This window comes from Pseudoalteromonas 'SMAR' (assembly GCF_048515945.1).
Taxonomy (GTDB): Bacteria; Pseudomonadota; Gammaproteobacteria; order Enterobacterales; family Alteromonadaceae; genus Pseudoalteromonas.
Genome location: NZ_JBLWMW010000027.1, coordinates 14881 through 28856 on the forward strand (window position 1 = coordinate 14881; position 13976 = coordinate 28856).

The 13976-nt window shown below is 46.8% G+C and carries 10 protein-coding genes; 7 read left to right on the forward strand and 3 right to left on the reverse strand.

The window, feature by feature from the left end:
- Nucleotides 1–80: 80 nt before the first annotated feature.
- The 3 genes from ACNKW2_RS12210 to ACNKW2_RS12220 are packed head-to-tail and all read right to left on the reverse strand — an operon-like array spanning nt 81 to nt 3205.
- Nucleotides 81–884 carry a DUF1338 domain-containing protein gene (locus tag ACNKW2_RS12210; protein WP_419148827.1) on the reverse strand — a complete coding sequence of 268 codons (804 nt, stop codon included), beginning with the start codon at nt 882–884 and terminating at the stop codon, nt 81–83.
- Nucleotides 885–944: 60 nt separating this feature from the next.
- A complete protein-coding gene (astA, locus tag ACNKW2_RS12215) occupies nt 945–1970 on the reverse strand; it encodes an arginine N-succinyltransferase (RefSeq protein ID WP_419148828.1) in 1026 nt (341 codons plus the stop codon).
- Nucleotides 1971–1999: 29 nt separating this feature from the next.
- A complete protein-coding gene (locus ACNKW2_RS12220) occupies nt 2000–3205 on the reverse strand; it encodes an aspartate aminotransferase family protein (RefSeq protein ID WP_419148829.1) in 1206 nt (401 codons plus the stop codon).
- Between the two features lie 181 nt (nt 3206–3386).
- Between ACNKW2_RS12220 and ACNKW2_RS12225 the strand changes: the two genes are divergently transcribed.
- The 7 genes from ACNKW2_RS12225 (at nt 3387) to ACNKW2_RS12255 (ending at nt 13944) form a co-directional block, all read left to right on the forward strand.
- Nucleotides 3387–3815, forward strand: coding sequence for an Lrp/AsnC family transcriptional regulator (locus ACNKW2_RS12225; protein WP_336564966.1), 429 nt, complete (start codon nt 3387–3389; stop codon nt 3813–3815).
- 154 nt (nt 3816–3969) lie between these two features.
- Nucleotides 3970–4365, forward strand: a complete 396-nt coding sequence (locus ACNKW2_RS12230; protein ID WP_419148830.1) for a DUF4019 domain-containing protein — start codon at nt 3970–3972, stop codon at nt 4363–4365.
- A gap of 553 nt (nt 4366–4918) precedes the next feature.
- Complete coding sequence (locus ACNKW2_RS12235) at nt 4919–5218, forward strand: isoamylase early set domain-containing protein (RefSeq protein ID WP_336564963.1); 300 nt, start codon at nt 4919–4921, stop codon at nt 5216–5218.
- Between the two features lie 8 nt (nt 5219–5226).
- Nucleotides 5227–7188 carry a 4-alpha-glucanotransferase gene (gene malQ / locus ACNKW2_RS12240; RefSeq protein ID WP_419148831.1) on the forward strand — a complete coding sequence of 654 codons (1962 nt, stop codon included), beginning with the start codon at nt 5227–5229 and terminating at the stop codon, nt 7186–7188.
- On the forward strand, nt 7189–9423 hold the full coding sequence (glgB, locus tag ACNKW2_RS12245; protein ID WP_419148832.1) for a 1,4-alpha-glucan branching protein GlgB: 2235 nt from the start codon (nt 7189–7191) through the stop codon (nt 9421–9423).
- Nucleotides 9417–11468, forward strand: a complete 2052-nt coding sequence (gene glgX, locus ACNKW2_RS12250; protein ID WP_419148833.1) for a glycogen debranching protein GlgX — start codon at nt 9417–9419, stop codon at nt 11466–11468. Before glgB ends, glgX begins: the two co-directional genes overlap by 7 nt.
- Entirely contained in the window at nt 11461–13944 is a 2484-nt protein-coding gene (locus tag ACNKW2_RS12255) for a glycogen/starch/alpha-glucan phosphorylase (protein WP_419148834.1), read from the forward strand. Before glgX ends, ACNKW2_RS12255 begins: the two co-directional genes overlap by 8 nt.
- Nucleotides 13945–13976 lie beyond the last annotated feature (32 nt).

Here is a 13976-nt window from a genome sequence, read left to right on the forward strand (position 1 = left end):
GACAGAACTTTCTCGCCTCAAATAGACCACTTAATTAAGCGAATTGGTATTAGATAACGCACAAGGGGAATGCCAATACATTATCTGGCATTGGTACTTTCAAAAATCTTGTCGGCAGAAGCTGCAACAAAGCCGGTGTACACTTCACCGTCAGGTTTGTTATAGCGTAATGCAAACTCATAGAAACAGCTTGGAATGCTAAACTCACCGTCAGTGAAGTTCACTTTTTGGTGATCAGCAAGAGTCGAAGACTGCTCTAATAGCACCTCTGGAGAGCCTTTGATTTCGCCACCAGAACTATTTAGTTCAAAGCCATTCTCTTTTAATGCTTGGTTAACGGCTTCGATGGTCTCGAACTTTTTCAGGTAATTGATGCTCACTGTGAAGTGGTTAGCACGGTAACCCCACGCCGACATCCAAGCTGCATACTCACTTTCAGCAAGCAGTTTTTTATAGGTCTCATGAGACACTTGCCAGTGAGTACCTGAATACAAGAAGTTTTCGGCAGTGATGGCTGACTCGTCGATTTGATCCACCATGTCTTTGACAATGGCTTGCAATTCTTCTGAGAATTGGTCGACCAATAATTCCGAAATAAATACCTTAGGCTTAGTTGGATCTTGGTGCTCAAAGTGCTTAGCGTAGAGTTTTTTGGCTTCAAAGTGATACTCTCCACACTCTTTATAGCCAACGGCTTTAAAGTGCGCAGCCAGTTTCTCTAATCCCACTTTTTCGATATTGAAAGTACGCAATGCGATATGGTCGTTAATGATATCGTCTTTTTGCGTTGAACCTAACAGCTCATGAACTTTCACCGCCGACGGCGTTACCTCTAGATAGTTGTCCCAAAGGTGTTGAAATAGTGTATCTACGTTGTTGTGCATAATGGTTTCCTAATTAGTTGTCTTGGCGACAGTTTGTTAAATGTTAGCACGACATTGAATTTAAAGTTTAAACGCACTGATAAGATCGCCTGCAGCTACTTCTAATGCGGCTGCGGTCTCAGTGGTTAATTGAATTTTCTCTTCCGCCTCACACAGGTAGGCCTGAGAGGTAAAGGTTGCTCGAAACGCTTGTAACCGACCATTGGAAATGGCTAGGCTTGGCAAACCTTCAGGTACGCTATCGACAATTTCCACCTCGCCTTTGAACGATTCTCGGACGGTGCGAATGTTGTCGAGTCTGGCTTCCACCGTGGGGCCGGCATCGAACAAATCGACATAACCGCGGTGTTCAAACCCTTCTTTTTGCAATAAACGCAAAGCAGGCTTAGTTTTTTCGTGCACATGGCCAATTACGGCTTGTGCTTCAGGACTTAGTAAGTTTGCATAGATGGGATACTTGGGCATAAGTTCACAAATAAATACTTTGTCCCCGAGGCCAACTAAGTGATCTGCTTGCGGAAACTCAATACTGAAAAAGTGCTCTTGCAACCATTGCCAAAATGGCGAGTGACCGTGTTCGTCACTGACGCCACGCATTTCAGCAATCACGGTTTCACTAAAGCGTTCAGCATGCTCAGCCATAAATAAAAAACGACTGCGTGATAAAAAGCGGCCAGCGAAGCCTTGGCGGTGTCCTTCACGTAAAAACAAGGTGCAGATTTCAGAGCAACCGGTGTAATCATTACACATCGATAGAATATCGACCGTGTTGTATACCCCAAGCGTACTTGAGTGGTGCACTGTTTTACCCATATGGTAGTGGTACAGTGGCACCGACATACCGACGGCTGCTTCAATGCCGGTAGTGCCAACGATTTCTCCGCTGGTGCTGTCCTCAAGGACAAACAAATAGCCTTCGTCAAAAGGTTGCTTTACCGCTTTATTGAAGCTGTCTACTGAGCGACTGATTTTATTTGACAACAGTTCATCGTCAACCGGCAATGAAGTAAAGCCGTGGCCTGACTCAATGGCGATGGCTTTGAGTGCTGCAAAATCAGTTTCTTGAATTGGTCTTAATACTAGCATGTGCTTGAGAGGAGCAAGCTCCTCACTCCTTAACCGTTGACTACCGCAGCCACTGCTTTTTCAAAGCGTGCTAGGCCTTCTTGGATCTCTTCATCGGTGATCACCAAAGACGGAGTAAAGCGCACTACATCGGCACCTGCTACCAACGACATTAAGCCGTGTTCGGTGCTGGCTACCAAGAAGTCGCGGGCACGACCGGCAAATTTTTCGTTGAGTACTGCGCCTAGCAATAGGCCTTTACCACGCACTTCTGCGAAGACTTGGTATTTGTCGTTGATGGCGTTTAAGCCGTCGCGGAATAACTGCTCTTTGGCTTTTACACCCGCTAATACTGACTCAGTGTTAACAGTATCGAAAGCCGCTTCGGCTACCGCACACGCCAGTGGGTTACCACCGTAAGTTGAACCATGGGTGCCCACTTTTAGGTGTTGTGCAATTTCTGTGGTAGTCAGCATGGCGCCGATAGGGAAGCCGCCACCTAGGGCTTTGGCACTGGTCATAATATCAGGTGTAACACCTAAACCTTGATAAGCATAAAGCTCGCCTGTACGGCCAACACCGGTTTGTACTTCATCAAAAATCAATAGGGCATTGTGTTTGTCACACAGCTCGCGCACGGCCTGAACAAACTCACCTTGTGGTGAAATAATACCGCCTTCACCTTGCAGTGGTTCCATCATTACCGCGCAGGTTTTATCTGAAATGGCTTGTTCAAATGCTGCTAAGTCATTGTAGTCAAGGTGAGTAACATCCGCAGGTTTTGGACCAAAACCATCAGAGTACGCCGCTTGGCCGCCCACGGTTACAGTGAAGAAAGTACGACCATGGAAGCCTTTGTTAAACGCAATGATTTCAGTTTTTTCTGCCCCGAATTTATCCAGCGCCCAGCGACGAGCTAGCTTTAGTGCCGCTTCGTTAGCTTCGGCACCAGAGTTAGCAAAATAGACTTTCTCTGCAAAGGTGGCGTCAGTTAATTTTTTTGCTAAACGCAACGCCGGCTCATTGGTCATCACGTTCGACAAGTGCCACAGCTTTTCACCTTGTTCTTTTAATGCGCCAACGAGAGCAGGGTGGCAATGACCCAAACAGTTCACGGCAATACCACCGGCAAAATCGATAAACTCTTTACCATTTTGATCCCAAACTCGAGAGCCTTGACCCTTCACTGGGATCACTGCAGATGGATTATAGTTGGGAACCATGACTTCATTAAATAGTTCGCGATTGACTTGCATGACGCATCTCCTAATTCTTTTTCAGCTCGCAATTGCCCTTACCAAAACAGTAAGACTTGCTTTTACGCGCTTTAATCAACTTATTATGTAGCCATTATTGCGTGGTTTTAAGTAAATTTGCAGTGCAATATTTCACATATTTGCTAGTATTTATGTCAAATTAACTAAATAAAAGTGCAAAGTGTTAAGTTCTCAAGATGAAAAGTTGATAGCGCTGCTACGTAATAACGCCCGTGAGAGTATTTCTGAGCTGGCCAGAAAGCTCAATGTTTCGCGAACCACGGTACAAAACCGCATCACCAAACTGGAACAAAATGGCATTATTAAAGGCTACCGGGTCGAGTTTGCCGAGCAATATATGGACAACTTGGTTTCTGCGCATGTGTCGATAAAGGTGAAGCAAAAGCTCACTGCCAAAGCCAACATTGCCTTGCAACAGTTGCCCAATGTTTCGGCGCTGTACGCCATTAGCGGCGAGTATGACCTCATTGCCATTGTGGAGGCACAAAACCTCGAACAACTGAGTCATCTGCTGGATGAAATTGGCAACCTAGAGGGGATTGAACGGACTAAGTCATCGGTGATTTTGGAAACCAAGTTTACGCGTTAACAGCTCGCCCCTGAATGTCTATTCGTTAATACTGGCAAAGCAGGCTAAAAAAACAGCACTTCATTGTTGTTAACTTGCGCGCTAAGCAATACTGTAAGACTGTCTGTTAACTTGGTGATTATGTTGTGCGCCAACCTATACTCAGGGAGATAAAATGAAAAAGTTATTAGCCTCTTTACTATGGTGTGTTGCCCTGACGGCAAGCGCGGCGAATGAGTCTGGTGAGCAAGTGGCTGAGCAATGGTTGAGCGTCGTGGATGCGGGTAATTACGGCCAAAGTTGGCAACAAAGCGGCACCTTGTTTCAATCCCAAGTGAGTAAATCGCAATGGCAGCAAGCATTAAACAGTGTGCGTATGCCTTTAGGCGAAGCCATCAAACGCCAGCAAACCCGTGTTGAAAAGCACTCTCAATTACCCGGTGTGCCAGATGGCGATTACCTTATTATTCAATATCAAACTGAGTTTAAAAATAAGCAAGATGCCACCGAAATGCTAACGCTGGCTAAACAGCCCGATGGCTGGCACCCGGTGGGCTACTTTATTAAATAAACCGGCTTTAATGCGACCATGCCAGAACTTATCCTGTCAGGTTTGATTTATAGTAGTTATCAAATCTGGCAACCGCATACTAGCAAACACACTAAAACTGTTAATGCTCGGTTTCAAGGGTTGTTAGCGTGCTTTGCAACAATCAAATTGCGGCTATTTCTAGGCCTCGATAGCCAAAATCTGCACTAGATCAATCTTTAGTTAAATTCACTTTACATGAGAACACTTCTCAACTAATTTTTTTCCTATCTTCTTTGATTTGATTGGCTCAGTGATTGCAAGGAATACATAGCAAGCTGAAACGGCTGATTTTCCTATTTCTCTTGCGCCAAAGCAGTGCAGCAATGCACCAAAGTAGCACTGTAATACAATTTCAATAATTGTTTGTTGTACTAGGTGGTGTTCACTTTTTCAGCGCAGACTAAAACGCTCAGAACGCAATGTCTGTGACGAGAGTAACAGTTACCGAAAATCGTGCACAGGTAGCCCACGTTTGCAGTTTAGCGGATGGCACTGTGAAACTTGGATCCACATAGGGTAGACGGGAGTTATTATGCTCACCAAACGATTTTTTAAAACCAAAAACGAAGCGGAAGTAACCTTTTCATTTTCTCATCCCAAGGCGAAGAAAGTAGAGCTGGTTGGCGACTTTACTGATTGGCAGCCGCAAAGCATGAAGTTTGTAAAAAAAGACAGTGTGTTTAAACTGAAACACCGCCTTGAGACAGACAAACAATTTCACTTTCGTTATTTAATAGATGGTCAAATTTGGGATAATGACCATCAAGCGGATGATTACGTACCTAATGGCTTTGGTGAAGACAACAGTGTTGTTTCAACCATGCGAGGGTAACTGACGCAATGGATAAACTGGCGCAATTGCTATACCTATATGGAGTGGGCTATGAGTTTCAGGATTACAATGGCCACCACCATACCTTTGAGCAGCAAACTCGCCAACAGGTGCTGAGCGAATGCGGGATTAACTGGCAAGATGAAAACGTCTTAACCGAGCTTAATTATCAACTGGATATTGCCAAATGGCAGCAGCTAGTTGAAAGCGTAACCATAGTCTCTCAAATTTCGCCTTGCCTGACCATTCGCTTACCTGCTGACTCAAGGTTGCAACACATTGAGTTGCAGGTTGCGGCATTACAGTACCATTACCAAGGGCAAATCAAGGATGCCGCCATCACTGGTCACTACCACTATGAAGGGTGCGACTACCTGCAATTAGACGTTCCAATTGCGGATTTGCCTATTGGCTATTATCAAGCAGAGGTTATCGCGGCAGGTGAAAGCCATAGTACCGAGTTGTGGGTAAGCCCCGCTCAGTGTTTTGATCCACTCGAGCCAAACGCCCGCTTGCTGGGGTTGTCTGTGCAACTCTACACCCTACAACCGAGTGGTAATAAAGCCTGTGCCGATTTTTACGAGTTGCGGCAGCTCATTGAAGCCGCGGCGACACGGCAAGTGGATTACATCTTATTAAACCCACTGCATTTATTGTTTTTATCACAGCCCGAAAGAGCCAGCCCCTACAGCCCCAACGACAGACGTTTACTTCACCCTTTATACGTTTCGGTGGAGCTTATTTGTGAGCGTTACGACCTTGAGTATGATTTTGCTGAAGCGCCAAAACAAGATGGTGATTACCTTGATATGACCGCGGCGATAGAGCAGAAACTATCGCGCTTACGTGAGGTTTGGCAGCAACTGCAGCAAAAGTCTGAGCTGTGGCAAAGTGACTATCAGCGCTTTTGTCAGGAGAAACAGCAACAGCTACAAACACTGCAAGACGACCCATTTCAGTGCTTTATGCAGTGGCAAGCGTTTGCACAATTGGCGCAGTGTCAGCACAGTGCCAAAGCTGCAGGAATGTCTGTGGGACTGGTGAATGATTTAGCGGTTGGCTGCGCCGAAGACTCCAACGAATACCTCACTAATAAAGCACTTTATAGCCAAACCGCTAAGGTCGGCGCGCCACCCGACCCATGGGCGGAAACCGGGCAAAACTGGGGCTTACCGGCGCTGGATCCGGTGAAACTAAAGGCGCAACAGTTTGCGTTTTTTAAGCAGCTCATTCAGGCCAATTTTAGTGGCGTGGGTGGTCTTCGTATCGACCACGTTATGGGGCTAAGGCGCTTATGGTGGTGCTTTATGGTCGAACAGCAACAGCGTGGCTGTTATGTCTATTATCCGTTTGAGTACCTGTTAGCGATTTTAAAAATTGAGTCGGTACTCAACCAAGTCATGGTCATTGGTGAAGACTTAGGGGTGGTGCCGGTTGAGGTCAAGGCCGCCATGGCCGAATCGCACATTTACAGTAATATTTTGTTTTACTTTGAAAAGGATCATCAAGGGCAGTTTTTAGCACCTGAGCATTATCGCCAGCAAGCGCTGTTAATGATAGCCAATCATGACGTACCGCCATTTTATGGCTGGTGGCAACACGCCGATTTGGAGTTGAAACAGCGATTACAGTTATTGCCGCCACAACAGTATCAGCAACAACAGCAAGCGCGGTGCGAAGAGCGTGAGAAGTTGTGTCAGTGGTTACAGTGGCATAGCCAGCAAACTGTCACCATGGACAGTCCTACAGAGGATGTCTACACAGCATTAGTGACGGCATTGGCTGGCTCTAAAGCAAAACTATTCACGCTGCAGTTGGACGATTTAGATTGCCAGCACCTGCCGGTGAATATCCCCGGCACCGACACCGAATACCCTAATTGGCGTCGCAAGCTCAGTGCCTCATGCACAGAAATTATCGCGCGCTCAGCGGCCATTCTCGATGCTGCAGCGACTAGCAGGAAAGTCTAAATGAATTCAGAAACGACAGTAAATAACCAACAACAATTACAACAACAGGTATCCGCGTTGGCTGCAGGGCAATGTCGTGACCCTTTTGCCTTTTTAGGACTACATTCCGTGGATGGTCACTCTCAGGTGGTGCGCTGCTTTTTACCCGGAGCCACCGCCGCCAATGTGATTATTGGCGATGAGGTATTGGCGATGACGCGCTATCAACAATCGGACTTATTTCAGTGTTGGTTGAATAAACCCATCAGCCCTGCAGATTACTTAGTTGCCGTGACCTACCAAGACACCACAGTTACACAGCGCGATATTTATTCTTTCAATAGTAGCCTAGCGGATGAGGCGTTATATTTGTTTAATGAAGGCACACAAGCGCAAGCGTATTTGCATTTGGGGGCTCATCAAATGGCATTAGATGGCGTTGCGGGCTTTCGCTTTGCGGTATGGGCGCCCAATGCCTTGGCAGTGTCGGTGATTGCGCCGTTCAATTGTTGGCAGGCTCAGCAACACCCCATGCGATTACACCCAGGCAGTGGGGTTTGGGAGATTTTTATTCCCGCGGTGGAAGTGGATACTTGCTATAAGTTTGCCATCACCACATTTGACGGTGAGCGCATCGAAAAAGCCGACCCATTTGCTTTTAAAATGGAACAAGCGCCGGGCACCGCCAGCATTACTCAGGCAAAACCGCCAGGAGTAGCGCTGACACAACAGGCGCATACTCATAAGCAAAAGCGCAACCGCATTGATGCCCCTATCAGCATATACGAAGTGCATTTAGGCTCGTGGAAGCGCCGTGAGCAAGAAGACAACCGCTATTTAACCTATCGTGAGTTGGCGGATGACCTTATTCCTTATGTTAAAGCGCTGGGCTTCACTCATATACAACTGATGCCCATCAGCGAATATCCCTTTGATGGCTCATGGGGTTATCAACCGGTGGGCTTATTTGCGCCAACCAGTCGTTTTGGTGGTGTTGAAGACTTCGCCTACTTTGTGGCGAAATGCCAGCAGCTTGAAATAGGCTTGCTGATTGACTGGGTACCAGGGCATTTCCCCTCGGATCCCCATGGCCTACATAAGTTCGATGGCACGCACTTGTTCGAACATGCTGACCGTCGTCAGGGCTTTCACCCCGATTGGAATACCTATATTTATAATTACGACCGCGCCGAAGTAAAAAGCTTTTTGCTTTCTAATGCCATGTATTGGATCAAGGAGTTTGCCATTGACGGCCTTAGAGTGGATGCCGTGGCGTCGATGCTGTATTTGGATTACAGCAGAAAACAAGGTGAGTGGGTGGCCAATCAATATGGTGGCCGTGAAAACCTCGGGGCAATTGACTGTTTAAAAAGTGTCAACACGCGCTGTTATGGCAGTGATGACAGCATCATGATGGTGGCTGAGGAGTCAACCGCTTGGCCTGGGGTCACGCGCAGCGTTGAACACGATGGCCTTGGCTTTGGCTATAAGTGGAATATGGGCTGGATGAACGACACCCTTAACTATATGACTAAAGACCCCATTCATCGCCGTCACCATCATCATGACATGACCTTTTCTATGGTTTATGCCTATTCCGAGAATTACATTTTACCGTTAAGTCATGACGAAGTGGTGCACGGTAAGGGCTCGCTGCTGAGCAAAATGCCTGGTGATGACTGGCAGCAATTCGCCAACCTGAGAGCCTATTATGCCTTTATGTATGCTCACCCCGGAAAAAAGCTTCTCTTTATGGGCGCAGAGCTTGCACCACGTGAAGAGTGGGATCACAACGGCCAACTCAATTGGCAATTACTCGATAGCGAAGCGCACCAAGGAGTATTTCAATGCCTTAAAGCACTCAATCATACTTATCAAAACATTCCTCAGTTATATCAGTGCGATAATTCTCCAGCCGGTTTTCGTTGGATAGATGGCGGTAATGCCGAACAAAGTATTTTTAGCTTTGTACGCTATGGCAAAGACGCCAAACGGCCATTGCTGGTGGTGGCCAATTTTACTCCAATGAGTCATCATCAATTTCGCCTTGGGGTGCCAGAGCAGGGGGTCTACGAGGTGATATTCAATAGCGATGACCATGATTACTGGGGCAGTGGAGTGCAAGTGGTGGCCCATCCACAGCAGTTAATTGAAAGTAAAACCGAGCCCAGTCATGGCATGGAAAACAGTATTGAAATCACGGTGCCACCGCTCAGTACGGTATACATGCAATTGATATGTGGTGTGTCATGTTAACTAGCTACCGCGGCTCTATTCACCCTTTGGGCTCAACGGTGACCGACAAAGGCGTTAACTTTGCGGTGTTCGCAGGGTCGGCGAAGCAGGTGTATTTGTGTTTATTTGATAAAAGTGGCCACACGGAAGTCAAGCGTCTCGCGATGTTTAAGCACGAAGGCGGTTATTGGAGTCTATTTATAGATGGAGCGCAACAAGACGATTTATATGGCTTTAGAGTGGATGGCACCTATAACCCGGATAAGGGCCACCTTTACAATCCACATAAACTGTTGCTCGACCCATATTGCCGAGATTTTTTCGGCGAGTTTGTCTGGAGTGAACGGCATTTTTGTCATATGCCAGTGGGCTTTCTCAATAGCAATGACAACGCCTGTGATATGCCCAAAAGTAAGGTCACTCAGGTTAGCAAATACCAAGGGAAAAAGCCCAATACACCGTGGCACAAAACCTTAATTTATGAATGTCATGTTAAAGGCGCCACCGCCAGACACCCCGACATACCTGATAAATTAAAAGGCACTTTTTTAGGGCTTGCCGAAACCGTATTCATTGATCATTTAAAGCACTTAGGGGTCACGGCGATTGAGTTATTACCAGTGCATGCCTTTATCAGCGAGCAGTTTCTCACCACCAAAGGGCTGCAAAATTACTGGGGCTATAACACCCTAAGCTTTTTTACCCCACACAAAGACTATTTAGTGAATGGCGATATCAATGAATTTAAGCAAATGGTTGAGCGCTTCCATGACGCTGGTATTGAGGTGATTTTAGATGTGGTGTTTAACCATACCGCAGAAGGGGGCATAGATGGGCCAAGTATCAGCTTTAAAGGGTTTGATAATCTCAGTTACTACAGCACACCTGCGAACAAACCCAGTGTCTACATTAACGATACTGGTTGCGGCAATACCCTCAATATCTCGAACCCAATAGCATTACGGTTGGTACTAGACAGCTTGCGTTATTGGGTTGAGTACATGGGCGTGGATGGCTTTCGATTTGATTTAGCGCCCATCTTAGCTCGCCAAGCTGAGGGCTTTTCGCCTCATCATACGTTTTTGCAAGCGCTGCACCAAGACCCAGTGTTACAGCAAGTAAAACTCATTGCTGAGCCCTGGGATATAGGCCCCGGAGGCTATCAGTTAGGGCGTTTTCCTGCGCCTTGGCGGGAATGGAATGACCGCTATCGCGATACCGTGAGACGATTTTGGCGCGGTGACTTAGGGGTGCTCCCCGAGCTGGCAAGGCGGATCCATGGCTCCAGTGATTTATTTGAGCACAACCAGCGCGGCCCATTGCACTCCATTAACTTTATTACCAGTCATGATGGCTTTTCGTTATTCGACTGGACCGCATTTGAGCAAAAACACAACCTCGCCAATGGTGAAGGCAATCGCGATGGTCACAGTGAAAACTATTCTTTCAATTGTGGGGTGGAAGGTTTTACAAGCGATAGTGAAATAACGCAATTGCGTTTGCAGATGCAAAAAAACGCGTTACTGACTTTATTGTTGTCCAAAGGAGTGCCGATGATTTGTGCCGGCACTGAAATGGCCCACAGTCAAAACGGCAATAATAATGCGTATTGCCAAGACAACTTCACCAGCTGGTTAGCGTGGAAAAATCATCAGCAACACCATCCCTTGGCGTTCTTTATTCAAGATGTACTGTCACTGCGTAAGCAATTTGCGGCGTTCAATCACCCTTTTTACGTCCATGATCGCGATAGTCGCTTTGCTGTGAGCTGGTTTGATGAGCACGCGGAGTCGCTGTCACCACAGCAGTGGCGTGAGCCGAAAAGAAAATGGCTCAGTTACTCCATTACCGATCAACAACTTGGGCAAAGTTTACTGATCATTTTTAACGCCAGCGACAGTGTTGTTGCAATGACCTTACCAAGTAGTGCTTTTTCTTCGCATTGGCAGTTGGCGCTAACAACCGCCAGCACAGTCAATAGCGAACACAACAGTGAACAGCTTCAGGTCCCGGCCAAAACGGCTTGGGTCTACACATCAATCAAAGGGGACGAAAAGCATGGCTAATAAAAGTGCGCCAGTCTGCGTGGCAAAACATTGGCAAGATGCACCTAAGATAGACGAAAGTACATTAAGTGATGACTTAACCCGTCACTTTTATTACACCTTAGGCCGAGATAAGGTCGGAGAGTCACAACTCTATCTTTATCATGCCCTGGCATTGACCATTCGCGATCGCCTAGTTGCCCGTTGTCGGGCCACCAAAGAGCACATGAGAGCAAACAAAACGCGCAAAGCGGCTTACTTGTCTTTAGAGTTTTTAATGGGCCGGGCACTGTCCAATGCAGTACTTAACCTTGACCTTGAACCACAAGTAGAAGCGGCTTTAAAAGACTACTGCACCGAGCTGGAAACGGTGGCGCAGGCTGAACATGATGCTGGGTTAGGCAATGGCGGCTTAGGCCGGTTAGCGGCTTGTTTCCTCGATAGCTGTGCTTCATTGGCGTTACCGGTTGTAGGCTATGGCCTGCGTTATGAGTTTGGCATGTTTAATCAAAGCTGTGAGCAAGGTCATCAAGTGGAGCAGCCAGATAATTGGTTACGAGAGGGACACCCTTGGGAACTGGCGGCGCCTGAGCAAGCAAAAAGAGTGAAGTTTTATGGTCATGTTGAGGTGCATACCGACAGACAAGGGCGGCAACATCGTGAGTGGCTCGACACTCAAGATGTCTTAGCTGTGCCTTATGATGTCCCCGTACCCGGCTACCACAATGACGTGGTGAACACGTTACGGCTGTGGAAATCTGAGGCCACCGATGAGTTTGACCTCAACGAATTTAATGCAGGCAGTTACTCCGAAGCCGTAGCAAGAAAAAACGCCGCTGAGCAAATCACCATGGTGCTTTACCCCAATGACGCCAGCGAAAATGGCAAAGAGCTCAGGCTCAAGCAACAATATTTTCTATCCAGTGCCAGCTTGCAAGACGTGATTGCTACTTGGGTTGAGCAACATGGCGCCAGCTTTTCTGACTTTGCTGATTATCATGTGTTCCAGCTCAATGACACACACCCCAGCATTGCCGTGGCTGAGTTAATGCGAATTTTATTAGATGACTACGAACTGGAGTGGGATCAGGCTTGGCAGATAACCACGTCCACCATGGCCTACACCAATCATACGCTGTTACCTGAAGCATTAGAAAAGTGGTCGGTGAGCTTGTTTCAACGGCTATTACCACGCCTGCTAGAGATCATCTATGAAATCAATGCCCGCTTTTTGAGTGAAGTGGCGCTGAAGTGGCCCGGTGATGTTGCCAAGCAGCGTGCTATGTCATTGATTGAGGAGTCGGATGAACCACAAATACGGATGGCGTATTTGGCCATTGTTGGCAGCTACTCAGTGAATGGCGTGGCCAAGTTGCATACTGAACTGTTAAAAGCGGGGTTATTCAATCACTTTTATCAGCTGTCACCGCAAAAATTTAATAATAAAACCAATGGCGTGACACCAAGACGCTGGTTAATGCATTGCAATCCTGAGCTGGCAGCTCTGATCAGCGAACACGTCGGTGACAAGTGGCAAAGTGATTTTGCTCACATTGCTGAACTTCGTCGCTGTTACGACAACCATGAATTACAGCAGCGTTGGTTGCAAGTAAAACAAAACAACAAACAGCGCTTAGCAAGTTTGGTGCAACAAGAGTGTGATGTTGAGTTTGATGCCACCATGATGTTTGACGTCCAAGTTAAACGGATCCATGAATACAAACGCCAGCTATTGAACGTGCTTCATGTGATCCATTTATACGACCGCATTTGCCGTGGCGATACCGAGGGACTGGTCCCACGTTGCGTGCTGTTTGGTGGCAAGGCTGCACCTGGTTACTACATGGCGAAAAAAATCATCAAGCTTATTAATAACGTCGCTAATGTGATTAACCAGGACAGTGCTGCTGCACCGTTCTTGCGAGTGGCGTTTTTGCCTAATTACAACGTCTCTAAAATGGAAGTCATTTGCCCCGCAACGGACTTATCAGAGCAAATATCCACGGCCGGAAAGGAAGCATCGGGGACGGGGAATATGAAATTTATGATGAACGGCGCCATCACCATTGGAACCTTGGATGGTGCCAATATCGAAATTCGTGACAGCGTAGGTGATGATAATTTCTTTTTATTCGGCGTAACCGCGGAACAAGCACAAGCAGTGCGTGAACACTATCAACCGTTGAAAATAATCGACGGCTGCGATGACTTAAAGCGAGTATTAGCACTGTTAGAAAGCGGTCATTTTAATCTGTTCGAACCGGCTATTTTTGATGACGTGATTGCTGCAATTAAAAGCAGTAATGATCCGTGGTTGGTGGCGCAGGATTTTCCATCTTATGTCGAAGCTCAGGAGCAAGCGGCGCAAGCATACCGAGATAAGCAACATTGGCTGCGTATGAGTATTTTAAATACCGCAGCCAGTGGTCAGTTTTCAAGTGATAGAACAATACAAAATTACAGCGATGATATTTGGCGCCTCAGCCCAATGCAGTGATCAGCGCAACCTTGTTATGGAGAGAAAAAATA